Below are 23,091 nucleotides of genomic sequence, written 5' to 3' on the forward strand. Positions count from 1 at the left end.
TCAGGCCAGGCGGGCGCGGTCGAACCTCGCCCAGTCGAAGGTGTTCGGGGGCGCGGTGACCAGCCCGGACACCCGTTTCGACACCGCGATCGTCCAGGTGCTGAAGCCCCAGGCCAGCAGGCCGCCGGACTCGTGCGTGATCCGCTGGGCGTCCCCGAACAACGCCAGCCGGGCACCCTCGTCCGCGGTGGCGGCGGCCCGGTCCATGAGCGTGTCGAACTCCGGCGAGGCGAATCCGTTGACGTTGTTGGAACCGCCGGTGCGGAAGCGCTGGTTGAGGAACGTCGGCACCGGCAGGGTCGCCGTGCGGGTCAGCGCGGCGACGCCCTTGGTCTTCGTTTCGCCGAAGTAGGTGCTCGACGCGCGCGTGTTCGGCGTGACCTTCAGCCCGATTTCGCCGAGCTGCTGGGAAATCAGCGTCGCCGCCGTGGGGAAACCAGGATCGACGTCGCTGGTCTCGACGGCGAAGGCCAGCCCTTCGGCGCCCGCTTCCCGGACGAGCGAACGGGCCAGGTCCACGTCACGGGCGCGTTGGGGGATTCCGGTGGCGTAGCCGCGCAGTCCCTTGCCGAACAGGTCGTTGCCGATCTCCCCGCGCCCGGCCAGCGCGACACGGTTCAGGGCCTCACGGTCCACTCCGGACAGTACGGCGCGCACCAGCCGCGGATCGGTGAACGGCGGCTGGGTCAGGCGCAGGATCAGGCCCTGCATCGTCGTTCCCCTGGCTTCGAGCAGCGAGACACGGGCGTCGCCCGTCAGCCGCGCCGCGGTACCGGCGGCGAGGTCGTGGGCGTAGTCGACCTGACCGGACAGCAGCGCGTTGACCCGGGCCGTCTCGTCGTTCACCGGGACGAATTCGAGCTCGTCGACGGTCGGCGCACCGTCCCAATAGGACTCGTTCTTGCGGAACACCGCCGTACCACCGGGCGTGAAGGAAACGAAGCGGAACGGACCAGAGCCGACCGGCGCGCCGAACGCCGTCGTCCCGGCGGGCACGATCTCCGCGCCCGGCGCGCCCCAGCCCGACGGGAACTCGAAGTCGGGTGCGCCCAGGATCAGCTCCAGTTCGCTCGGCGACACCGCTTTGCTGCGGGTGAAGTCCACCTTCGTGAAGTACTGCCTCGACGAGGAGGCCAGCGCGGGGTCGGCGAGCCGGCGGAAGCTGTACAGCACGTCGTCCGCCGTGACCGGACGACCGTCGTGGAAGGCCGCCTGCCGCAGCCGGATCCGCCAGCGCGTCCCCGTGTCGTCGCCTTCCCAGGATTCGGCCAGCCTCGGCCGCAACGAGGTGTCGGCGTTGTAGGCGACGAGCGTGTCGAAGAGCGCCTTGGCCCGCGCCTGGTCGACGAAGAGCGAAACTTGCGAGGGGTCCAGTGTTTCCTTCGAACCGCCCGCGGCGAACGCGACCCGCAACCGGCCTGTGTCGGCGGGCGCGCCCCCGCAGGCCGCCAAAGGCGTGAGGGCGGCGAGGGCGAGCAAGCGCCGTCGGCCGAACGGATGACGCGTCATAGGGGACCTCCGGGACATCGAGCACTGTCCCGGGCGCGCGGACGCGCTGAAACGGGACCCCGCTCCGCACTCCACGACAGTTGGGGCTGGCAGTACCCGGCGGGCAGTCCGGCTCACGGCGTACGGCCGTTCACGGTTGCGGGTCAGCGCCGGATTCTCACCGGCTTCCCCCGACGGGCACCTTCTTACGTTGTGGCGCACACGGTAACCCATGGACGCCCTGTGCTACACAGGATCAAGATCACGAAGGGGAGCGCGGTGGACGAAAAGCTCGCGGCAGGCTGGGTGCGACGGTGGGACCTCCAGCAGGAACGCTACATAGCCGACCGCGAAGAACGGTTCGACGTCCTGATCGACGTCGTCGAGCACGTCTGCCGCGATGTCGCCGAGCCGCTCGTGCTCGACCTCGGCTGCGGTCCGGGTTCGCTGGCCACCAGGCTCGCCCGGCGCATGCCGCACGCGCGCGTCGTCGGCGTCGACGATGACCCGTTCCTGCTCGCGCTCGCCGGCGCGAGCCGTCCGGAGGACGCGGACATCGAGTACGTCCGGGCCGACCTCGCCGAGGATGGCTGGCTGAAGTGGCAGGCGATCGACGCCGCGGTCTCGACGACCGCGTTGCACTGGCTGCGGCCGGATCGGCTCGCCGCCGTCTACCGTGACCTCGCGCGCGTGCTGCGCGCGGGCGGGGCGCTCGTCAACGGCGACCACTTCTACGACGAACAACCGGGTATCCGCGACCTCGCCGCGGCAGTCAAGGACCGGCGTGCCGCCCGGGCCGGGGTCGAGGCCAACGAAGACTGGAAGAGCTGGTGGGCCGCGGTGTCGGCCGACCCCGCGCTGCGGGCGGAGTTCACGGCCGACGAACTGGGCGGCATCTCGACCGGCTACGGCAACAGGCTCAGCCCACAGGAACACACGAGACTGCTCCGGGAGGCGGGCTTCGCGGAGGTGGCGCCGGTGTGGCAGTCCGGCGACGATTACGTCCTCACGGCACTGCGCTGAACCTGACTCGACCAGGTGATTCACGCACGTCCGGCGCCGCGCGCTTGACCTTGACACTGTGACAACGTCTTGACTGGGATCAGGAGGTGGTCCCATGAACCCGACACCCAGGACAACGCCGGACACCCGGCTGCTCGAGGCGCTGAGCGCGGAGAACTCGTCGACCCGGCTCAAAGCGGCCATGACGGCCGGCTCGTATCCGGACCCCGGATACGTCGAGGCGCTCGTGGAGCGGTGCGGGATCGAGCCGGACTTCTTCGTGCGCGACATGCTCACCTGGGCGTTGACCAGGCTCTCGCCGGAGATCACGGTGCCCAGGCTCCGTGCGGAGCTGCGATCCGGGCATGCCCAGGCGAGAAGCCAGGCGCTGCACACGCTGTCCAAGATCGGGGACAGGACGGTGTGGCCCGCGATCACGCGGACGTTGCTGCGCGACGCCGACGACAGTGTCGCGCAGAGTGCGTGGCGTGCCGCCGTCGTCCTCGTCCCGGACGACGGAAGGAAAGGACTGGCCGTCGAACTGGCCGCCCAGTTCGGTCGGGGCGACAGGCAGGTGAAGCTGAGCCTCAGCCGGGCTCTCGTCGCGCTCGGAGACGTCATCGAGCCGATGCTCAAAGCGGGGCTGGCGCACGGCGACCCGGTGGTGCGTGCGCACGCTCGTGCGACGGAGCGGCTCCTGCGCGACCCGGAAGCCGGGTACGACCTGGGCCTCGACGAGGCGAAACGGATCGCCGCGCTCGGCCCGGAGCGAAGTGAGGACTCGGCATGAGGATCGGCGAGGTGGCCCGCCGCTCGGGAGTGAGTGCGCGGATGCTCAGGCATTACGACAATCTCGGGCTGGTGCGGCCGACGGGCAGGTCGACGAACGGTTATCGCGAATACTCCACCGAGGACATCCGCCGGATCTTCCACGTGGAGGGTCTCCGTTCGCTCGGCCTGTCCCTGCGGGAGATCGGGAGCGCGCTGGCGGATCCCGCCTTCACGCCGTCGGTCCTGGTCGGCGATCTCATCCAGCGGACCGAAGACCGGCTGAAGCGCGACCAGGAACTCCTGGAGCGGCTCCGGATGGTCGACGCCTCGGCGCCCGTCGGCTGGGAAGCGGCCCTGGGCATCGTCGAGCTCCTGCATGGGTTCACCTCGCCCTACGCGGCGCGCCGCCAGCAAGCCGCGCTGGCTCCCACCGAGGCCGTGCCGGTTCCCGCCGAAGTGCTGGCCGAGGCGGTCCTGGCCGAAACCGATCCGAACGTGGCCGGTGCCCTGCGATGGGCCCTGGCGCGGGCCGGGGGCGATGGTCTGGCGACTCTGTCGCCCGGCCTGCGTTCGAGCGAGGCGGACGTCCGGTATCGCGCGATCCTGGCCGTCGCCGAGATCCCCGGCGAAGAGGCGACCGCCGAACTCGTCCGGGCGCTCCAGGACCCGGATCTGACGGTGCGCGGGCAGGCCGCGCGGGCGGCGGGCTCGCGCGGTGTGCCCGACGCCGTGCCGATCCTCGTCGAAATGATCGTCGAGGGCGTGAACGACGTCGAGGCGGCCGAGATCCTGGGGACACTGTCGGCGGACCAGGGGAGTGCCGACCCGATCCTGAGCGCACTGGCCGGCGCGCTCGACGAGACCGGCGGGGACACCGCGGCGCGCCTGCGCCTGACCCAGGCCTTGGTCGAGATCCCGACGGACGGCGCGCGAGAACTCCTGCGGCGCTTGACCGACGACGCCGACAAGGTGGTCGCCCGCCTCGCCTCGGCGTTCGTGAAGGCGCCCTGAGGAGCGCCATAATCGAATCTCCAGCGCCAAAGTCGGCGTTGGAGTGACGACAAGGAGGGCGGGCCGGTGACGTACTCGTCGCGCACCATCGTCGTGGTCGACGTAGCGGGATTCACGGCCCCAGAACGGACTTCACTCGACAGACTGGCTATCCGCCAAGGCCTGTACGAGGTACTGAAGACCGCCTTCGCCGGCAGCGATGTGGACTTCGGTGAGTGCGCGGTCGAGGACCGCGGCGACGGCGCGCTGATCTTGATGCCGCCGGGGACAGAAGAAGCCGTCGTCGCGGACCGGCTGCCGGACCGCATCGCTGTCGCTCTCCGCCGCTACAACCACACCCGGACCCCGCAGGCATGGATGCGGCTGCGAGTCAGCCTCAACTTCGGCGACGTGCACCACGACGGAACCGGGTGGGGCGGCGAAGCGATCGATACGGCTTTCCGCATCCTGGACGCGCAAGCCACGAAGGAAAAGTTCGCCGACACCAGCCTGATGGCGATGATTTCTTCGCGACGCTTCTTCGACGAGGTCATCGCGCGCGATCCAGGCCTGCTACCGGAGTTGTACACACCGGTAGAGGTTTCGGTGAAGGCTTTCACCGAAACGGCCTACCTCCGGTTACACGGAGAAGGTTCCCCACCTGTCACCGAACAGCCGGGCACACCCGTCGCCGGTGGAGATCTTCTGGCCGCCTCCACGGTGGAAACCCTGGCCATGTTTCCCGTCGAGGATCGGACTCCGCTGCGGCACCAGCTCACCATGGTGGACGTACCACAGCTGCCGGTGCTGATGAGCCGCGCGCTCGGTCCCTCGATCCCGTTGCCATCGCTCGCGGATGTCACCGACGCGTGGAGTGCCTTCCTCGTCCTCACCGACTACAACGCCGGACCGGACGGAATCCCGCCCGCGATCACCTTTCTTCGCTTGCTGGCCGAGCAGGTCGGCGGTGAGCTCGGGTCTCTGATCGACGCTTGGGTCCGCGACCAGGCGCGTGGGCTGCGGCTGGTCTCCGCTTTGGAGCGGCACTCATCAGCGCAGCCCGCGCCGACCTTTCACCTGGAATTTCCCAGCGCCGACCTCGACGACATGCTCGCGTACGACGGGCCGGACCTGGCCGGTCTGTTCGAGTCCGCTCCGCCGGACGCACCTTTGCTTGCCACACAGCAGCACGATCCGCCGGGATTCCCCATCTCGATCTACCTGTCCACCGCGGCCGGGCACGAGCTGGTCCAAGCGGCGGTCGAGGGCCTGGTGCGTATGGCCGGGGCAGAGATCATCGAACTGGGCGATCCCGAGATCGGTTCCTGGATGCGCCGCCTCGTCGGCCGGGTGAAAGACGCCGCGGACACCCCCGCCGGGCGGGAGGCCGCCGCCACGGTGGCACATGCGGCCGATGCCCGTTTCGTGCAGGCGCAAGACGCCGCCAATACCGCGACCCTGATGCAGAACCTGGCGCCTACGTTGACAGCGCTGCAACACATCCCCTCGGCGGTAGTCCGGGTCGGGGCACTGCTGATCGTGAAGAACGGGGACACCCTCGCCGTGCATCAACTCACCGCTGCCCAGCAATTCCACCTGAACCACGAACCCGATCTGCTCGCCTCACCCCATGACATCCTGCGGGCGCTGGGCCTGCACGCGACCCAGGACACCGCCGCCGTGCCGGCCACCCCGCCGGCCCCACTCCGCGTCACCCCGCCGGCACGGCCCGGCGGTGAACCGACGAACTGTGTCGGCCCGGCGTGGCAGCGGATCACGGCCTGGCTGCGCACCAACACACCGGCCACCGCCGCCACTCTGCGGCCCCCAGCGCCCGCCGCTGACATCCGCGCTGTTCAGCACACGATGGGCTTGGTGCTCCCGGACGATCTTCTCGAGTGGTGGCAGCTGACAGACGGCGTCGACGGCGAGCGGGACTACCGTGCCGCTTTCACCGTCCCCGGCGTGTTCTTGCCGCTACCGGTGGCCCGGGTGCAAGAAACGTGGGCCGGCCTGAGCGCCTATCAAGACGAGAGCTGCTGCCACGCCGATGGCGGCCATCGGCAGCCCGCCGGTGAACCCACAGCCATGTTCTGCAGCGCGCTGATCCCCATTTGCCGCGCTCTCGACGGCTCCGTCCTCGCCGTCGACCTGCGCCCCGGCGCTCGGCGCGGACACGTGATGGACTGGGCGGCCCAGGCAGGTGCCCACTGCACCACCTGGCCCAACGTGAGCGCTCTGCTCAGCGACACCGCCGATCGCCTCGAAAACCACGACCCCACCCGACCGGCACAACCAGGGCGACCGTTCATCCGCGACGACGGCGTATTGACCTGGGCCTGACCTCGGCCACGGATCGGGCGGCGCTACAAAGCGCGCAAGTTTCGGATTTCCGGGGCTTTCCCGGATATCCACCTGACGTCCGGCCGGTCCGAGGGACTCGTCACGCAGGCCCGGAGGCCCTCGACCGCAAGGCTTTCGCTCCTGCGGTCGCCGCTCTGGCGGCTGATGGCCAGTGCCTGCTCGAAGCACTGCCGGGCTCGTCCCAGCCTGCCACTGGTCAGGTGCACCGTTCCCAGACCGGCGCAGGAACACGCCTCGCCCCGCCGGTCTCCGGTCTGGCGGCTGATCGACAGAGCCTGCTCGAAGTGGCGACGGGCCAGATCGATGAGGCCGTCGTCGAGACGGAGGAAGCCGAGCGCGGTACTCGCGACGGTCTCGCCCCAGCGATCGCGGCCGTCGGTGCTGAGCGACAACGCCTCCGCCAGCAGCGGCAACGCGGCCGTCCGTTCGCCCAGCTGCCGCAGCGAATCCCCCTGGCCCGCGAGCCCGCGTCCGATGCCGGTCGGGTCGTCCAGCTGCCGGTAGAGCATTACGGAACGGTCGAACCGCTCTACGGCTCGCCGGTGATCTCCCAGCTGATTGTGGATGAAACCCAGATGGGTCAACGTCTTCGCCTCACCACATGGGTCGGCGAGCTCACGGTCGATTTCCAGCGCCCGTTCGTGCTGCGCGATCGCCTCCTCGGTCTCGCCGCTCAGCCACGTCGCGACACCGAGATTCTTCAGGGTTTCCGCCTCCGCCCAGCGGTCGCCGGTACGTCGTGCGGCCTCGATCGCGTGCGAGTGGGTGTGCAGCCAGTCTTCGATGTGGCCTCGCAGCAGAAAGAAGTGCCAGAGCGCCCGGGTGAGTTTCCAGCAGTGGTCGTCGAGCCCGGACCGGTGCGCCAGTTCGACCGAGGCCACGAGAGTCCTCCGCTCGAGATCCAGCCAGTCGAGCGCCTCTTGCCTGCCGGCGAAGGTCGGGGCGTACCTGGGCTCGCGGGCCGGTGGCAGTCGTTCCGAACGCCTGCTCGGCTCCAGCAGCATGGCGGCGCGGTCGGCCGCGAGCAGCAGATGGTCGAGCAGGCGGCGAATCGCGGCCTCCTGCTCCGACGGCCGGGCCGCCGCGAGGGAACGAGCGTGGTCGCGGACGAGATCGTGGTACAGGTAGCGGTCGGCGCCGACCTCGTGCAGCATGTGCGCGTCGACGAGATCCTCCAGCAGACGTTCCGCCTGCTCCAGTCGTACATCGGCCAGTTCGGCGGCGTGGGCCGCGTCGATCTCGCCGCCGGGATGCAGTCCGATCAGCCGGTACATACGCTGCTGGCGCGCGGTCAATTTGCCGTGGGACAGCGCGAAGGCCGCCTGCACGCTGCGTCCGCCCGACCGCAGTTCGGACAGCCGACGGTGTTCGGTGCGCAGGCCGCGGTTCAGCCGGTCGGTGGTCCAGGCCGGGTGGTGCCGCAGTCGCGCCGCCGCGATCCGGATCGCCAGTGGAAGATGGCCGCACAGCTGGACGCTCTCCGCCACCGCGAGACGGTCACTCGAGTCCGCCGCCGGGCCCCTGACCCGGTCGAACAGGTCGACGGCGTCGTCGGTCGACAGCACGTCGAGGGTGAGCGTGCCGACCGCGTCCAGCTCCGCCAGCCGGCCGCGGCTCGTGATCAGGGTGAGGCAGTCGGGCTCGCCGGGCAGCAGCGGCGTCACCTGCGCGGCGTCCGCGGCGTTGTCGAGCACGACCAGCGCGCGCCGCCCGGCCAGGCTGGAACGCCAGAGCGAGACCCGCTGTTCCACCGTCGCGGGGATCGACTCTTCCGGCACCTCGGCCGCCCGCAGCAACGCTCCCAACGCGTCGGCGACGCTCATCGGCGGCACGCCGGTCGTGTGGCCGTGCAGGTCGAGGAACAGCTGGCCGTCGGGATAACGGTCGGCCAGCAGGTGCGCCGCGTGGACGACGAGCGTGGTCTTGCCCACGCCCGCCATTCCGTCGATGGCCTTCACCTCCGCCGGGCCGTCCGGCGCGAGGGTTTCGAGCAACCAGCACAATTCCTCTTGCCGGGCGACGAAGTCGTTGATGTCCCGAGGGAGATCCTTGCGTAGAGCGGGAATCGGTGCGGGCTCCGTGTCGCCGTCGACGGCCGCCGGGCCGCGCCGAACCGCGTCGGCCAGATACCAGGCGCGGACCAGGGTCTTCGTCTCCGCCTCGCTCGCTCCGCACACCCGGCTCAGCCGCGTCACCAGACGCACGTCCGGTGGCAGCTTGCTTCCGGTGCAGTACCGGTGGAGCGTCGACTGGCTGAGGTCGAGCCTGCCCGCCAGCGCGTGGTAACTGCGCCCTGAGCGAATCTTCAGCGCCTCCAGCAGCGCGGCGAAATCACGACCTGAATGGTGTTCCGACATCCCCAACCCCTCACGGAAAATCCCGTGCCCCTAATAGATCAGGATGCCACGGCTCGCTCCCGGCCGACCACGGCCGATTTGCCGCCACCGGCCGCGATCACCGTTCCTCGTCCCACGGCCGTGGGACGCCGAGCCTGATAAGACCAGGTCAGCCCGCCCGCCGAGTCCGGCCGTCCCACACCCCTGGCGCCATGGCCATGGCTCACCGCAGCCTTGAGGGGTGCTGGCGGCGCCGTTCGCACTGGGCGGGCTGCACAAGCCGAGTGGTCCGACCACGATCGCCACCGCGATGGGGGAGGGAGCGGTCGTGAACCGTGTCTACGTGGCCGGGATGGACACCGACACCGTGTCGGTCATCGGCGCCGAACCAGCCGCCGTGACCACCGTCCGGGTCGGCGCGAGACCCTTCGCGATCGCGCTGACCCCGGACGGTGGCACCGCCTACGTCACGAACCTCGACGATGACACGGTGTCGGTCATCGACACGGGGAAAGACACCGTCGTGGGTGAGATTCCCGTCGGTGCCAGACCCGTCGGGATCGCCGTCGCCCCCGGCGGCGAACGGGCGTATGTCAGAACTACCTCGGTCACGAGATTTCCGTGGTCGACCTGCGTGCCGGCCGGGTGATCGGCGCCGTTCCCGTCGGATCGAATCCCACCTCGACGGCCGTATCCCCCGACGGCTCGCTGGTCTACGTGACCAACTACGAAAGCCATGACGTCTCCGTGATCGACGCACGGGTGAACGAGGTCGTGGCGAGGTTGGACGTCGGCAGGCAGCCGAGCGGCGTGGCCTTCGGTGGCCGAGGCGACCGCGTGTACGTGACGAACACCGGCGACGACGACAGCGCGGTGACGATCATCGATCCTCGCGACCACACCGTTGTCTTAAGGGTTCCGGTCGAACGGGGACCGTATGGGGTTTCCGTCGGGGATCTGCTTTTCGTGACGCAGTACTACTCCGACAGCATCGTCGCCCTCGACCCTCTCGACGGCCGGGTCGTGCTGAGGACGCCGGTCGGGCAGCGTCCGGAAAGCGTCGCGATTTCTCCGGATACCGGCCGGGTGTACGTCAGCAACCGGCACAGCCACGAGGTGTCCGTCATCGACATGGTGTGCGGTGCGGTCGTCGCGACCATCGCGGTACGCAACCCCGGTGGCATCGCCGTTGGCACGAGAGCTGTGCGTCGGAGTGACCCGTTCCTCGTACGTGCGCATCGCCGGGCGATTTGAGCGCGCCGATCCAGCGAGACGGGGCGATTTTTCTTTGCGTTTCCCGCCGGACCGAGGTTCATGGAATAGGATGATCCCGGTATATCCGAAACGGAAAGGCATTGTGCATGACAAGTCGGTTCGAATGGTTGACGATCGACAGCGTCGATCCGCGGCGGCTGGCGGATTTCTGGTGCGACGTTCTGGGTTACGTCGTTTATGCGGACAAGAACGGCGCCGCGGTCGAGATCGGGCCCGATCCGGAGGAGCCGGACGAACAGCGGTTGGCCGCGTTACGCGGCGGGCCCGCTGTGCCGAGCATGGTCTTCGTCCGTGCTCCCGAGGCCAAGACCATCGCCAAGAACCGGCTGCACTTCGAGATCTGCCCGATCGACAGTGACCAGCAGACCGAACTGAAGCGGTTGCTCGCGCTCGGCGCGTCCACGGCGGATGTGGGACAGGGAGACGGTCGGTCGTGGGTGGTACTAGCCGACCCGGAAGGAAACGAGTTCTGCCTGGCACGCAGTCTCGCACCGGGGGAGTTCGAACTTTAGCGCGCGCTGACCGCCCACTCCGAAAGCCCGGTCCGGGAGTCCTAGCCAGGCAGTAAGTCAGGCATGCCCCCAGATTGTCCCCGAGGTGGATCACTGGCTTGACATCTTGGGTCAAGCAGGTCTCCGAGCCTGCTGGTCGATCGTCCGGAGTTGGTCAAGGTAGGAGGCTGCCTTCGGCTCATCGGCGAACCGCTCTTGGAGTACCCCGGAGAGGTCCCGGGCGACGAGGGCTAAGGAGGGCAGAGACTTGCGTTCTCCGTCGAGAGCTTTGCGGCCGCGGCCGATTGCCTCGTCGAGGTCACCCTCGCGGGCGGCGATTACGCCGAGGGTGATCTGCGCTTCGGCGACCCGCATCGGCCAGCGTTCACGCCGGTCGAAATCGGTGCTTGCTCGGATGACTTCTTCCGATAGCTCTCGGGCCAGGTTGTTCTCACCGACGTGTCGGTAGCAATCCATCGCGTAGAAGTCGAACTTGTTCGGGTCCACCACGAAGTGGTTGTCGATGTTGTCCGGGTATGGCATCGATTCAAGAAGGATGCGCCCCTTCTCCAAAGCGACCTGCATCTCTTCTCGCCTCCCTATGCGAGCCCATGCCTTCGCTTCCTGTGCGGCGAGCTGGACAGACACGCTGTGGTTTCCCGCGACGGCTTGCCCGGCCTCCGCTGCGATCGTCACCCCGCGGTAGTCGCCCCTGGTCAATGAGAACCAGGCGCGCATCTCGTGTGCCCAGCCCATGATCCCGCCGCTGCCTGACTCCTGACCGAGGCTGAGAGCGGACTTGCGGGTCGCTTCCGCCGATGCTCGGTCACCGAGGTCGTACTCAAGGCATCCGATCAGGAGAGCGAGCCAGCCCGCTAGCTCGTAAACATCGCGTTGCTGACGAAGGCTGAGCTTCTGCTCTTGCATTTCGAGCAGTCGACGAAGCCACTGGCGACCTTCGAGGATCAGCTCGGCAGGAGGTCGGCGCGCATACTCGGAGCACAACTTGTCGACCGTGATCCGCACCGCTTCAAGCGTGGCTTCGTTGACGTCGGATGCCTGAAGCCGGCTGACGACTTCCAACCTGTCCATCCCTGTAGAGCCAAGGAGTTCTATGCCTCCCGATGGACGTTCGAACGGCGGGAAGAGGGCAGCCGTCACGGTGCCGAGAGTCGCCGCGATGATCGGCTGGTAGAAGGCTCCGGGCTTGTTCTCTCCCCGCTCCCAGGCCTTCCATCGGCGAATGAGGTTGTCGGCTTCGGGCAGGTGCTCGCTGGTCTGCTCACGCATCCGCTGCGCGACCTCGGGCTGCGTCCAGCCGCGCGCTTCGCGCATCGAGCGGATGCGTCCAGCCCACGATGGAAGATCGGCAGTCATCCGGTCCAGTCCCCTCGGCGGTCGCCACCCAGTGTGGCATTGGACCGCCTGGACGCAGAGTCTCTGTGGAGCAGATCTGGTCCACAGAGACTTCAGTCCAAGATCATCGACGTGATCTTTGAACTGAACACGAAAGAGCCCCTGACCTGTACCTGAGGTACAAGCCAGGGGCTTCGTCTTCCGGTCGGGCTGACAGGATTCGAACCTGCGACCCCTTGACCCCCAGTCAAGTGCGCTACCAAACTGCGCCACAGCCCGGACCCGTACTCCGTGGAGTGCGATGTGAGTACTTTAGCGGGTCCCGAACAGGGGCTTGCAACCAGGGGTCACTGTGTGTCTGAGCTGGGAAAACGGACCGTGAGGGCCGCCCTGCCGCAATCGGGCGGCCCTCACGGAGTCACTGTGGGTTGTCGGCGTGCGTGAGGGTCTGCCAGGAGACGAACAGGCTGTTGGTGCCCGCGGGGCGCTGGCGCAGGGTGAGGGCCTCGGTGTTGCTCATGGTGATCCCGAGGCGGGTGTGGAGGTGGTTGTAGCCGACCTCGGTGATCGGGCCGAGGCCGAGCTTCAGGCTGCCGCCGCACAGCCACGACGGGACGGCCGCGCCCATCTGGTACTTCGCGTGGAAGCCGAGGCCTTCACGGAGGCGGTCGGCGATCTCGGGGTAGAGGTCCTGGCCTTGGATGCGGGTGGTCTCGGCGAAGTTCGCGATGGCGGCGAGGCCGTAGCCGGTGTGGGTGAAGTCCCGGCAGGTCTCCTGCGAGAGGCCGTTGACGAACGTCGTCTGGCCCTGCCAGTACTTCACGATCTTGTCGCGGGTGTCCAGGCCGCTGCCGGGCGCGGTCTTCGGAAGCGCGCCGTCGCTGGTCAGGTAGAGGTACGCGGGGACGCGGGTGCGAAACTTCGCGACGGCCTTGTCGTAGCTCGTCTTGTCGTCGAGGAACACGGCGATGCCGATCGCGGCCTCGGTCATGCTGAGTTCCCAGTTGCCGTTGCTGTGACTGCCGTTGATGACCTTCGGCAGGTACACGTTCCGGAGCATGGTGCCGAAGCGGCCGGAATTCGGCCAGCTCGTGTAGGTGTGCTTGATGATTTCCGCCGCGCGCGGCCACGAGGAGGCCGACCAGGCCGATTGCAGGGGCGCGTTGCTGTTCGTGTGATCTTTCAGCACCGCGGACCAGGCGTCCATGATCTCGATCGCCTTGGTCGCGTATTTCGCGTCGCGAGTGATGTACCACGCGAGAGAAAGGGAGTACGCGGCGATGGCGTCTTGCCGTTCATCGGTACAGCCGATATTCGGATTCGAATAGGGGCCGCATTCGACGACGGCGCGTGGTTTCGGTGACCGGGACAGCGAGGCGTACGGGCTCGACATCATCGCGTCGTAGGCTTGTTTCCACGGTTGTGCGCCGGCTTGGACCTTCGTGCGCACGAAATCGAGCTGCGGACGGCTGACCAGCACGCCGGGGTGGGTGAAGGTGGCCGGTGCGGCCTGGGTCGGGGCGCTCAAAAGGCCCAGTGTCAACGGGACGAGCGTGGCAAGGGCGAGCAATTTCTTCGGTAGGGACATGGTTCTCCTCGGGCGGGTGTGAGCCAGGTCACCGGCGGCGTGCGGTTCAGTGTCATGGTCTGAACCAGTTGCGTCAAGACCTTAATTCGCCTCGAAAAGAAAGAAATTCGTCGTTGTTCAGCGGGCTGAACAAAGCGTTCAGCCCGCTGAACGAATCAAGGTCGCCAAGGGCCGACGAAAGCCGGACTTCCGACCGGATAACTGCCGATCAGCCGCCAGGTCGCGAGTTCGTAGGCTTGGATCGCGTCGACGCTCTGCGCCGCGACATAACAATGATCGCCGACGACGGAGAAATGCCGCGGCCATTCGCCGGTCCCGTGATCGGCGACGGCCTTCGGGAGAACGCCGTCGAAAGCGAACTCCGTGATCTTCTCGGGGCCCCGGTTCGACAGGAACAGCCGGTCTCCGTGCAGCGCGAGCTGGCCGGGAAGGTTCTCCCCACCGGGAGCGAGCGTCGCGGGAACGGAGTTCTCGACGGCGAACGTGCCCGGCGGGTCTTCGCGCACCGTCACCAGCGAGGCGGCCAGCTCGCCGACGACGTACGCGTGGTTCGTGCCCGGACGCCGGACCAGCTGGCGAGGGCCGGTCCCGGCGGGCAGTGTCGACACCGACAACGGGATCAGCTCGCCTTCCTCGCCGAGGCGGTAGCTGCGGATCTCGTCGGTGCCGAGGTCGACCGCGCTGACCAGCGTGCCGGTGTCGTCGACCACGGCCATGTGGACGTGCGCCGCTTCCTGCCGGTCGGAGACGGGGCCGGTCCCTTCGTGCCGGACGAGTGCCGTACGCACGGTGGGCACCCCGTCCGCGCCCAGTGCGAACGCGGCCAGGCTGCCGCCGCTGTAGTTGGCGCACAACAGGAACCGGCCGTCGGGAGTGATCTCCAGATGGCACGGATCCGCGCCACCGGTCGGGAGCGAGTTCAGGACCTCCAAGGTGCCGTCCTCGCCGACCACGACAGCGGTGATCGTCCCCTCGGCCGTCTCGTTCGCGGCGTAGAGCACCGGCAGCGTGGGATGCGGGGTCAGCCAGCTCGGAGAGTCCAGTTCGAGCGAGCCGGCCGGGGTCAGCTCCCCGGACCGCCTATCGCGCCAGAAGGTGCCGATGCCTTCGCCGTTGCCGCCGCTCGCGGCGGTGTAGGAGCCGACGATGAGCAGAGTCCGGTCGTCGTTCGCAGAAGTCACGAGGCACACTGTGCAGCAACCCGAGGTGGAGGAGAATCCCTTTTGACCACATCCTGCGCGATCGTTTCGGGAGCGGCGTCCGGTATCGGCGCGGCGACCGTCACCCGCCTGGCCGCGGCCGGGCACACCGTCGTCGGCGTGGACATCACCGAGCGACCCGGGCTTGAGCACAGCGTCGTCGGCGACGTGTCCGACGAAGACACCTGGCGGCGCGCCGTCGAGCTCGCCGAACAGGTCTGCGGCGGGGTCGACGTCCTGGTCAGCAACGCGTTCACCGCCGTGGTGGCGCCGCTGCACGAGCTCGCAAGGGCGGACTGGGACCGGCAGCTGGACGTCAACCTCGCGGGCGCGTACCTCGGCGCCAAGGCCTGCCTGCCGTCGTTGCGGGAACGGCGGGGATCGATCGTGCTCGTCTCCTCGGTGCACGCCCTGGTCGGACTCCCCGGGAGGCCTGCCTACGCGGCGAGCAAGGGAGCTTTGGTCGCGCTCGGCCGCCAGCTGGCCGTCGAGTACGCGCCCGACGTCCGGGTGAACTCGGTGCTGCCCGGTCCGATCCGGACCCCGGTCTGGGATCGCGTGTCCGAGGCCGACCACGCCCGCGCCGTCCGGGCCACCCCGGCGGGACGGCTCGGGGATCCCGCGGAGGTCGCCGAAGTGATCGCGTTCCTCGCCTCGCCCGCGGCCTCGTACGTCACCGGCACGCAGCTGGTGGTGGACGGCGGCTGGACCGCGACCAAGGACTCCGTCTAGTCGCGAGTGGTAAGGACGGTTCTCACCGTCCTTACCACTCACTAGCCGTCACTACTTCAGCGAGTTGTCCACTGTGGTCATCAAGGCGCCGGTGTCACCCGACATCTCCCAGGCCATGACCCCGAGCAGCCCCTTGGACTTGAGCCAGGCGACCTTCTGCTGGATGGACCAGGCGTCGTCGAAGGTCCACCATTGTCCGCCGTTGCCCGTGTAACACGCCGTGGCCACAGCCGCGGTGTCGTGCTGGACGGTGCAGTTCGGGACACTGGCCAAGAGATTCGCGTAGCCACGAGTACCTGCTTCCTCGGCGAACTGGCCTGGCGCGGCGCCTGTCGCGCTTTGCCATTCACCCTTCTTCCCGCCGTCCGCGACCCCTTGCCAGCCTCTTCCGTAGAAGGCGAGCCCGAGGGTCAGTTTCCGTGGATTCGCCCCGGCACTGGTGTAGGCGTTGATGGCCGACTCCACACTGAACTTGAACTTGTACGGGTCGTCCGCGTCGGGGTAGAGGTTCCCTTGGTGGCCGGTCATGTTCGGCTCCCACGAGTTGTCGCTGCCCGAGCCGTGGAAGTCGTAGCCCTGCACGTTGGCGACGTCGAGGTAGTCGAAGATCTTCGGGATCTCCCAGCCACCGCTCACCTTCGCCGGGTCGGCGGGGGTGAACGCCTGGAGCTCGTACCGCTTGCCGGTGGTCGCGCCGTAGGCGTCCATCTGCGTGCGGAACTCGGCCAGCAGCGCGGTCAGGTTCGTCTTGTCGTTGGCGCTCCAGTGGTTCCCGGGGTGCCCGTCGGGGCTGCCCGGCCACTCCCAGTCGATGTCGATGCCGTCGAAGATGCCCGCGGCCGTACCCGGCCCGCCGGCACCGCCGTACGCCTTGACGTTCCCCTTCAGGTACGTGTCGATGCACGACGCGACGAACTTCTGCCGCGACGCGGCCGTGGCCGCGACATCGGAGAAGTACTTCGAGTAGGTCCAGCCGCCCAAGGAGATGAGGATCTTCAGGTTCGGGTACTTGGCCTTGAGCTTCTTCAGCTGGTTGAAGTTGCCGCGCAACGTCTCCCAGCCGGTGTCGCCGACACCGTCGACCGACTGGGACGCGGACATCGGCCGCGAGTAGTCGGCTTCCGCGTCGCCCGCGCCGTCACCCTGGTTCGGGTCCTGGGGATTCGACGTCGTCCCCTTGGTGACACCCGAAAGGCAGGTGTGGTTGACCGGGTCGATGTTCCCGAAGGCGTACAGCAGATGCGTCAGCTTGGCGGCCGATCCGTTGGACACCAGGTTCTTGACGAAGAACTGGCGGCCGTAGATACCCCACTGGACGAAATAGCCGACCCGGGCGTACCCGTTCACGATGTCGCCGGTGCGAGCGCTGACGGCGGCGCTCGCCGCGGAGACGTTGTCGTACCCGTCACGGGCTTTGACCGTGAAAGAGTACGAAGTGGACGGTGAGAGCCCGTTGACCGTCGCGGTCGTCCCGGTCACCGTGGTGGCGAGGTTGGAGCCGTTGTAGACGTCGTAGGAGACGACGCCGGTGTTGTCGGTCGACGCGTTCCACGCCAGGGCGACGGAACTCGACGTGACCGCGGTCGAGCGGAGGTTCGACGGCGCTGTCGGCGCCTGGGTGTCGTCGCTCGGGTTGTTGGTGGTCACCGCCAGCGCCGGGGTGGGCGGGGATTTGGCGTCCTTCCGGTCCTTGGCGACGACCGTGAAGCTGTAGGCCGTGTTCGGCGTCAGCCCGGTGATCCTCGCTTCGGTGCCGGTGACGGAGGTCGCCAGGGTCGTGCCCTGGTAGACGTCGTAGCCGGTGACGGGCAGGGAACCCGGCGCCGAGGCGTTCCAGGCCAGCGCGGCGGTCGTGGTCGTCTTCGCCACGAGGCGCAGGTTGGCCGGGGTGGACGGCGGAGCGTCGCCCGAACCGTCACAGTTGCCGTCGTCGATCCGGCACGTGGTCGGGGTGACGCCGGAACTGAGCCGGAACGTCGGGCTGTACGGATAGGTCGAACGGCCCGGCCCGAGCGACTTGATGTAGAACGCCGGGGTGAGGGTGACCTGGTTGCCCGATTGGGAAACCGTGGCGTTGGCGCCGTTCGTGGCGGTCACGCCGGCGGGGACGGTGAAGGTGATGGACCAGTCGGCGACGGTTTCGCTGCTGGGGTTCGTGACGGTGTACTCGCCGGTGGTCCCGGCCAGGGTGAAGGCGGCGCGGAGGCGGCCCGCCGCCAGCGCCGGAGTACCTGCGGCTACGAGGAGCCCGGCAGCGAGGAGTGTCACGGTGAGTGCGCTGAGTAGTCGTTTTCTGGTGCGTCTCATGGCGGTTCTCTCCAAAAGAGGCGGCGAGACTGACCTGCTCGGAAAATGGCGCGTGTGGTCTAGACCACAGATGAATGTAGCGCGGCACGCATAAAAGGTCTAGACCGATTCGTCGGTCGTGAACCCTTTCGGCGCCGGATGCGGACAACAAGTGACACTGACGAACGGCGAAGGGTGGTTCATGAGTTCATCTGGGGCGGATTCGGGCGATCCGGAGGACGCGGAAGTGATCGCGAGGTCGGTGACCAGCCCGGACCGGTTCTCCGCCATCTTCGACCGGCATGCCGCGCACATCCACCGTTACCTGGTCAGACGCATCGGACCGGCGGCCGCGGAGGACGCGCTGGGGGAGACGTTCCTGATCGCGTTCCGCAAACGCGAGGGATACGACACCGAGCGCCGCGACGCGCGGCCGTGGCTCTACGGCATCGCGACCAACCTGGTCGCGCAACGGCGCCGTGATGAGGTCCGGGAGCTGAAACTGCGCGAAGCCCTCGGTCCGCCGCCCGACGAAGAAGGGCATGCCGAACGCGTCGCCGATCAGGTGACCGCCGCGGCGATGGGAAAGCTGCTGGACTCCGCACTGGCGGAGCTGGCCGACGGCGACCGCGACACGCTCACGTTGTTCGCCGGGGAAGGCCTGAGCTACGAGGAGATCGCCGCCGCGCTGGGCATCCCACTCGGCACGGTCCGCTCGCGGCTCAACCGTGCCCGCCGCAAGGTCCGCGAGGCGCTCGAGCGCCCGGACGCCATGATCACGAAGGAGATTCCCACCCATGGATGAGCTGCAGCTGATCGCCGAGCGGACCGGATCGGTGCCCCTCGCGGAATCCGCCGCCCTCGGCGCGGCCCGTGCACGATTGATGACCGAGATCGCCGCCGCCGAAACGGAAAACGTGGTGCCGCTGCGGAAAAGGCGGCACTGGGGCTGGATCGGCGCCGGCGCGGCCGGACTCGCCGCCGCGATCACCGCCGTCGTCGCGCTGGCGCCGGTCGAGAAGGTCGGCCTGGAGCCGCCCACAGCCGTCGCGGATCCCGTCGTCGTGCTCCGCACCGCCGCCGCGGCCGCGCTCGGAGCGCCGGACCAGTCCCCGAGGCCCGACCAGTTCCTCTACCGGAAGGTGCAAGAGGCCGGAGGTGTGACCGAGGCCTGGTACTCGGTCGATGGCACGCGCGACGGCCTGATCCGGATGCCGGATGGCAGCGTCTGGCCACTGCCCGGGTGCCGCGACGGGAAAGCGCAGGTCTATCGCGGTGACAAGCCGGTCGCGGGTCTCATGGAGCCGTGCGTGCCGGAGGTCCGCGATCGCCGTGACCTGCCCACGGACGCCGACGGGATGTTCGCCTACCTCAACGCCCACCACAGCGGTGAGGAAGGCGACTACAACGCGATGGGCAAGGACATCGGCGAACTGGCGAGTGGATACCACCTCTCGCCCGCCACCCGCGCGGCCCTGTACGAGGCCGCGGCGAGAATCCCCCGGCTGCGAGCCCTGGAAAATGCCCGTGACGCGGCCGGGAGGCCCGGCGTCGGAATCACTTGGCCGCTGAAGCCGGGCGACGGTCCGGACGCGAAGCCGCTGACGATCGTGTTCGCCGCGGACACCTTCCTCTTCATGGGCACCGAATCCACCGCGGTCACGGCGACCGCGGTGGTCGACAAGGTCGATCAGCGGCCCTGACGATCAGCGGCCGGTGAAGGTCGCCTTGCCGGGACCGTCGGCGAGGAACGACTTCACCGCGCCGCGAAGGTCCTCGGTGTCGAAGAGCCCGGCGGCGATCGTCGTGATGTGCTCGTTCGCCTCGGCGACGCCGCCGTGCTCGTAGTGCTCGAGCACCTTCTTGGTGGCCGCGTGCGCCCGCGTCGGCCCCTGCGCGAGGTCGGTGGTGAAGGCGCGCGCGGCCTCGTCGAAGCCGTCCACCGGGAGCACCCGGTTCACCACGTTCCAGCGTTCGAGGGTCGCGGCGTCGTAGGTCGCGCCGGTCATGACGAACTCCTTGGCGCGGCCCACGCCCGCCCGGGCGGCGAGCCGCTGTGTGCCGCCCATGGTGGGGGTCAGGCCGACGACACGTTCGACGAGGCCGAACTTGGCCTTCTCGCTCGCGAGGATGATGTCGCAGGCGACCGCGACCTCGAAGGCCCAGGTCAGGCACAGGCCGTGGGCGGCGAACACGGTGGGGAACGGGAGTGCGGCGATCCGGTCCGGGATCGCCAGCATCTCGTCGAAGAGCACCTTCGCCTCGGCGGCGCTCGCCTGGGCGTCGAACAGGGAGACGTCGACGCCGCCGCTGACGATCTTCCCCTCGGCGCGGATCAGGGCCGCGCGCGGCGGCGTGGTCTCCAGCTCACCGATCGCCTCGCCCAGTTCGTCCTGGAGGTCCGCCGTGTAGAGGTTCAGCGGCGGCGAAGCGATGGTCAGGACGGCGAGGCCGTCTTCACGGTCGAGGCGGATCGAGGTGGCCAAGGCGGGTTACCTCCCGGTAGGTCGTTTCCCGTGACCCTAGCCGGAGGTCGCCGCGAGTTCGTCCCATTGCGCCTGTGCTTCTGGTCGCCATTCGACGTGCTTGCGGTGGAAGAGGTCCGCCGCGCGCACGCCACTCCAACCGTCCGGGAGAAGTTTTAGCGGAAGACGGGGATCGAGGAACGGGAAGCTGCGCCATTCGTGGACGAGTTCGGTCTGCGCGCGCAGGACACCGTGTTCGCCGGAGGGATGGGTTCCGGTGAAGCGGTCGATGAAATCCTCGTAGCGGTCCTTGAGATCGCTGAGATCCCAGGACCGGCTGACCATCGTCTCCTGATCGCCGACCTCGCCGTACGCGGCGGTGAACGACATCGCCTGCGCGTCGAGGCCGAGTTCCTGCACTATCTGCTGGGCTTCGCGCTGGCGGCTGAGATCCGGGCTGACCCAGACGCCCGCGACCGGCGAACCGAATCCGGCCCAGGTCAGGCGCGTGCGCAGCCGGTGCCGGAGATCCCGTTTGGCTTCGGGGACCGACACGATCAGCATCAGCCAGCGGTCGTCCCAGGCCTTTTCCTCGTTACCGAAGGCGTAGATCCGTTCAGCGCCTTCGGTGAGAAGCCGTCTGCCGGGTGGCGTGAGTGACCAGCGGACTCTTCGTCCGACGCGTTCGGAGACGACCCAGCCCTCGGCGGAGGACCGGGCCAGCGCCTGCCGTGCGGACTTCTCCTCGATGTCCAGCACGCTCAGCGCTTCGACCAGTGTCGACGTCCAGATCGACTGGTCACGGGGCAGGACGTACTCGCCGAGGATCGTCATCAGCAGTGATCGTGCACTGGCATGACTGACTTCGCGCCGCCTGCTCAACGTCGGCCTACGGGTACCGCCTTTCTGCTGGTGGACGACGGGGACCGGGGTGGCGGAGTCCGCCATTTGCTGTCACCGACCTCAATGCTCGGGGGATTCGTTCGGGTCCAGAAGAACATCCAGGCTACCCACGTTCCGTGATCGCTTGGATACTTGCCACTCTTCCGAGGGACCACGAGCTGTTCAATCGGTCCCCGTAGACTTACCGATCTCATGAGCGCCACACTCGTTGCCAAGGATCTCGCCGCCGGCCACGGCGACCGTGTTCTGTTCTCCGGTCTCGACCTGGTCGTCGCCCCGGGCGAAGTGATCGGTCTCGTCGGAGTCAACGGCGCGGGCAAGTCGACCCTGCTGAAGACCCTCGGCGGGCTCGTACCGCCGGAAGAGGGCAGTGTCCGGCTGAACCCGCCGACGGCCACCGTCGGTCACCTCCCGCAGGAACCGGAACGCCGCGAGGGTGAGTCCGTCCGGGCGTTCCTGTCGCGCCGCACCGGTGTCACCGCCGCGCAGGCCGCGCTCGACGCCGCCACGGAGGCGCTCACCGCGGGTGAACCCGGCGCGGACGACTCCTACGGCGTGGCGCTCGACCGCTGGCTCGCGCTCGGCGGAGCGGATCTGGACGACCGGGCGGGCGAGGTCGTCGCGGATCTCGGGCTGACGGTCAATCTCGACCAGCCGATGCTGTCGCTCTCCGGCGGGCAGGCGGCCCGGGCGGGGATGGCCTCACTGCTGCTGAGCCGGTACGACATCTTCCTGCTCGACGAGCCGACCAACGACCTCGACCTCGACGGCCTGGAACGGCTCGAACGGTTCGTGACCGGGTTGCGCGCCGGGACCGTGCTGGTCAGCCACGACCGGGAGTTCCTCGCCCGCACCGTGGACCGCGTCGTCGAACTCGACTACGCCCAGCAGCAGGTGCGGACCTACGGCGGTGGCTACGAGTCGTATCTGGAGGAGCGCGCCGTCGCGCGGCGGCACGCCCGCGAGGAGTACGAGGAGTACGCGAACACCAAGGCCTCCCTCGAAGCCCGCGGCGCGATGCAGCGTTCGTGGATGGAGAAGGGGGTCAAGAACGCGCGGCGCAAGGCCACCGACAACGACAAGGTGGGCCGCAAGTTCCGGAGCGAGGCGACGGAGAAGCAGGCGTCGAAGGCCCGCCAGACCGACCGCATGATCGAACGGCTCGACGTCGTCGAAGAACCGCGCAAGGAATGGGAACTGCGGATGGAGATCGCCGCCGCGCCCCGGGCGGGCGCGGTCGTGGCGACGCTGCGCGGCGCGGTGGTGCGGCGGGGCGGGTTCACCCTCGGTCCGGTGGACCTGCAGATCGACTGGGCGGACAAGGTCGCCATCACCGGGGCCAACGGCGCCGGGAAATCGACCCTGCTCGCCGCCCTGCTCGGCCGGGTCCAGGTCGACGAGGGCGCCGCGTCCCTTGGCTCCGGTGTCGTGGTCGGCGAGGTCGACCAGGCGCGGAAGCTGTTCCTCGGCGACCTTCCGCTCGCCGAGGCTTTCGCCCGCGAGGTCCCGGAACTCGCCGACGCCGACGTGCGGACTCTGCTGGCGAAGTACGGGCTGAAGGCCGCGCACGTCCTGCGCTCGGCGGCCACGCTGTCGCCGGGGGAGCGGACGCGGTCGGCGCTGGCGCTGCTGCAGGCGCGCGGGGTGAACCTGCTCGTGCTCGACGAACCGACGAACCACCTCGACCTGCCCGCGATCGAGCAGCTGGAGTCGGCGCTGTCGGACTATCCGGGGACGCTGCTGCTGGTGACACACGACCGGCGGATGCTGGACGCGGTGGCGACGACGCGACGGCTGGAGGTCTCGGAGGGCAAGGTCACCGAGCTCTGAGCATTTCGTCCTCTG

At 68.4% G+C, this 23,091-nt stretch carries 19 protein-coding genes, 1 tRNA gene and 1 riboswitch; of the genes, 11 read left to right on the top strand and 9 right to left on the bottom strand.

What is annotated here, in order from left to right:
* The gene (locus IE302_RS02420) at positions 1 to 1,509 is read right to left on the bottom strand and encodes an ABC transporter substrate-binding protein (RefSeq protein WP_191251288.1); all 1,509 of its coding nucleotides are present in this window, start codon (positions 1,507 to 1,509) and stop codon (positions 1 to 3) included.
* Between the two features lie 81 nt (positions 1,510 to 1,590).
* Positions 1,591 to 1,729: riboswitch (cobalamin riboswitch) on the bottom strand.
* Positions 1,730 to 1,767: 38 nt separating this feature from the next.
* Between IE302_RS02420 and IE302_RS02425 the strand changes: the two genes are divergently transcribed.
* From IE302_RS02425 to IE302_RS42625, 4 genes are all read left to right on the top strand, one after another.
* Entirely contained in the window at positions 1,768 to 2,511 is a 744-nt protein-coding gene (locus IE302_RS02425) for a class I SAM-dependent methyltransferase (protein WP_191251290.1), read from the top strand.
* A 94-nt stretch (positions 2,512 to 2,605) separates the two neighbouring features.
* Positions 2,606 to 3,280 carry a HEAT repeat domain-containing protein gene (locus tag IE302_RS02430; protein ID WP_191251292.1) on the top strand — a complete coding sequence of 225 codons (675 nt, stop codon included), beginning with the start codon at positions 2,606 to 2,608 and terminating at the stop codon, positions 3,278 to 3,280.
* Positions 3,277 to 4,272 (top strand): MerR family transcriptional regulator, encoded by a 996-nt coding sequence (locus IE302_RS02435; protein ID WP_191251294.1) that lies wholly within the window; start codon positions 3,277 to 3,279, stop codon positions 4,270 to 4,272. The genes IE302_RS02430 and IE302_RS02435 overlap by 4 nt, the downstream gene beginning before the upstream one ends.
* Before the next feature lie 66 nt (positions 4,273 to 4,338).
* A complete protein-coding gene (locus tag IE302_RS42625; protein ID WP_229907555.1) occupies positions 4,339 to 6,594 on the top strand; it encodes an SMI1/KNR4 family protein in 2,256 nt (751 codons plus the stop codon).
* Positions 6,595 to 6,617: 23 nt separating this feature from the next.
* Here IE302_RS42625 and IE302_RS02445 read toward each other — a convergent pair whose 3' ends face one another.
* Positions 6,618 to 8,972, bottom strand: coding sequence for an ATP-binding protein (locus tag IE302_RS02445; protein ID WP_191251296.1), 2,355 nt, complete (start codon positions 8,970 to 8,972; stop codon positions 6,618 to 6,620).
* 220 nt (positions 8,973 to 9,192) lie between these two features.
* Between IE302_RS02445 and IE302_RS02450 the strand changes: the two genes are divergently transcribed.
* The 3 genes from IE302_RS02450 (at position 9,193) to IE302_RS02460 (ending at position 10,738) form a co-directional block, all read left to right on the top strand.
* On the top strand, positions 9,193 to 9,600 hold the full coding sequence (locus IE302_RS02450; protein WP_191251297.1) for a YncE family protein: 408 nt from the start codon (positions 9,193 to 9,195) through the stop codon (positions 9,598 to 9,600).
* Positions 9,573 to 10,205 carry a YncE family protein gene (locus tag IE302_RS02455; protein ID WP_191251299.1) on the top strand — a complete coding sequence of 211 codons (633 nt, stop codon included), beginning with the start codon at positions 9,573 to 9,575 and terminating at the stop codon, positions 10,203 to 10,205. Before IE302_RS02450 ends, IE302_RS02455 begins: the two co-directional genes overlap by 28 nt.
* Before the next feature lie 107 nt (positions 10,206 to 10,312).
* Positions 10,313 to 10,738, top strand: coding sequence for a VOC family protein (locus tag IE302_RS02460; RefSeq protein ID WP_191251301.1), 426 nt, complete (start codon positions 10,313 to 10,315; stop codon positions 10,736 to 10,738).
* A 111-nt stretch (positions 10,739 to 10,849) separates the two neighbouring features.
* Here the strand turns inward: IE302_RS02460 and IE302_RS02465 are convergent, their stop codons facing one another.
* From IE302_RS02465 to IE302_RS02480, 4 genes are all read right to left on the bottom strand, one after another.
* Positions 10,850 to 12,094 carry a helix-turn-helix domain-containing protein gene (locus tag IE302_RS02465; protein WP_191251303.1) on the bottom strand — a complete coding sequence of 415 codons (1,245 nt, stop codon included), beginning with the start codon at positions 12,092 to 12,094 and terminating at the stop codon, positions 10,850 to 10,852.
* Between the two features lie 184 nt (positions 12,095 to 12,278).
* Positions 12,279 to 12,352: transfer RNA gene (locus IE302_RS02470), tRNA-Pro, on the bottom strand.
* A 139-nt stretch (positions 12,353 to 12,491) separates the two neighbouring features.
* A complete protein-coding gene (locus IE302_RS02475) occupies positions 12,492 to 13,661 on the bottom strand; it encodes an alginate lyase family protein (protein WP_191251305.1) in 1,170 nt (389 codons plus the stop codon).
* A 155-nt stretch (positions 13,662 to 13,816) separates the two neighbouring features.
* Entirely contained in the window at positions 13,817 to 14,842 is a 1,026-nt protein-coding gene (locus tag IE302_RS02480) for a lactonase family protein (protein ID WP_191251307.1), read from the bottom strand.
* A gap of 42 nt (positions 14,843 to 14,884) precedes the next feature.
* Between IE302_RS02480 and IE302_RS02485 the strand changes: the two genes are divergently transcribed.
* Positions 14,885 to 15,592, top strand: coding sequence for an SDR family NAD(P)-dependent oxidoreductase (locus IE302_RS02485; RefSeq protein ID WP_191251309.1), 708 nt, complete (start codon positions 14,885 to 14,887; stop codon positions 15,590 to 15,592).
* 51 nt (positions 15,593 to 15,643) lie between these two features.
* Here IE302_RS02485 and IE302_RS02490 read toward each other — a convergent pair whose 3' ends face one another.
* Positions 15,644 to 17,860 (bottom strand): glycosyl hydrolase family 18 protein, encoded by a 2,217-nt coding sequence (locus tag IE302_RS02490; RefSeq protein ID WP_191253043.1) that lies wholly within the window; start codon positions 17,858 to 17,860, stop codon positions 15,644 to 15,646.
* Positions 17,861 to 18,080: 220 nt separating this feature from the next.
* On the opposite strand from IE302_RS02490, the gene IE302_RS02495 reads away from it, so the two are divergent.
* Together IE302_RS02495 and IE302_RS02500 are read left to right on the top strand one after the other, a co-directional pair.
* Positions 18,081 to 18,683, top strand: a complete 603-nt coding sequence (locus IE302_RS02495; protein ID WP_191251311.1) for an RNA polymerase sigma factor — start codon at positions 18,081 to 18,083, stop codon at positions 18,681 to 18,683.
* Positions 18,676 to 19,581 carry a CU044_5270 family protein gene (locus IE302_RS02500; RefSeq protein ID WP_191251313.1) on the top strand — a complete coding sequence of 302 codons (906 nt, stop codon included), beginning with the start codon at positions 18,676 to 18,678 and terminating at the stop codon, positions 19,579 to 19,581. The genes IE302_RS02495 and IE302_RS02500 overlap by 8 nt, the downstream gene beginning before the upstream one ends.
* Before the next feature lie 3 nt (positions 19,582 to 19,584).
* Here the strand turns inward: IE302_RS02500 and IE302_RS02505 are convergent, their stop codons facing one another.
* Positions 19,585 to 20,364, bottom strand: a complete 780-nt coding sequence (locus tag IE302_RS02505) for an enoyl-CoA hydratase/isomerase family protein (RefSeq protein ID WP_191251315.1) — start codon at positions 20,362 to 20,364, stop codon at positions 19,585 to 19,587.
* Between the two features lie 36 nt (positions 20,365 to 20,400).
* Positions 20,401 to 21,291 (bottom strand): PaaX family transcriptional regulator, encoded by an 891-nt coding sequence (locus IE302_RS02510; protein WP_191251317.1) that lies wholly within the window; start codon positions 21,289 to 21,291, stop codon positions 20,401 to 20,403.
* Positions 21,292 to 21,438: 147 nt separating this feature from the next.
* Here IE302_RS02510 and IE302_RS02515 point away from each other — a divergent pair, with 147 nt between their 5' ends.
* Positions 21,439 to 23,076 carry an ABC-F family ATP-binding cassette domain-containing protein gene (locus tag IE302_RS02515; RefSeq protein ID WP_191251319.1) on the top strand — a complete coding sequence of 546 codons (1,638 nt, stop codon included), beginning with the start codon at positions 21,439 to 21,441 and terminating at the stop codon, positions 23,074 to 23,076.
* The last annotated feature ends 15 nt before the right edge of the window (positions 23,077 to 23,091 follow it).

The sequence above is a fragment of the Amycolatopsis oliviviridis genome, from assembly GCF_014654365.1.
Lineage (GTDB): Bacteria > Actinomycetota > Actinomycetes > Mycobacteriales > Pseudonocardiaceae > Amycolatopsis > Amycolatopsis oliviviridis.

What these genes read in the sequence shown, in the direction of transcription:
- IE302_RS02420 (WP_191251288.1), bottom strand. Translation starts at nt 1,509, where the DNA reads ATGACGCGTCATCCGTTCGGCCGACGGCGCTTGCTCGCCCTCGCCGCC.
- IE302_RS02510 (WP_191251317.1), bottom strand. Translation starts at nt 21,291, where the DNA reads ATGGCGGACTCCGCCACCCCGGTCCCCGTCGTCCACCAGCAGAAAGGC.
- IE302_RS02435 (WP_191251294.1), top strand. Translation starts at nt 3,277, where the DNA reads ATGAGGATCGGCGAGGTGGCCCGCCGCTCGGGAGTGAGTGCGCGGATG.
- IE302_RS02500 (WP_191251313.1), top strand. Translation starts at nt 18,676, where the DNA reads ATGGATGAGCTGCAGCTGATCGCCGAGCGGACCGGATCGGTGCCCCTC.
- IE302_RS02515 (WP_191251319.1), top strand. Translation starts at nt 21,439, where the DNA reads ATGAGCGCCACACTCGTTGCCAAGGATCTCGCCGCCGGCCACGGCGAC.
- IE302_RS02475 (WP_191251305.1), bottom strand. Translation starts at nt 13,661, where the DNA reads ATGTCCCTACCGAAGAAATTGCTCGCCCTTGCCACGCTCGTCCCGTTG.
- IE302_RS02495 (WP_191251311.1), top strand. Translation starts at nt 18,081, where the DNA reads ATGAGTTCATCTGGGGCGGATTCGGGCGATCCGGAGGACGCGGAAGTG.
- IE302_RS02445 (WP_191251296.1), bottom strand. Translation starts at nt 8,972, where the DNA reads ATGTCGGAACACCATTCAGGTCGTGATTTCGCCGCGCTGCTGGAGGCG.
- IE302_RS02460 (WP_191251301.1), top strand. Translation starts at nt 10,313, where the DNA reads ATGACAAGTCGGTTCGAATGGTTGACGATCGACAGCGTCGATCCGCGG.
- IE302_RS02430 (WP_191251292.1), top strand. Translation starts at nt 2,606, where the DNA reads ATGAACCCGACACCCAGGACAACGCCGGACACCCGGCTGCTCGAGGCG.
- IE302_RS02465 (WP_191251303.1), bottom strand. Translation starts at nt 12,094, where the DNA reads ATGACTGCCGATCTTCCATCGTGGGCTGGACGCATCCGCTCGATGCGC.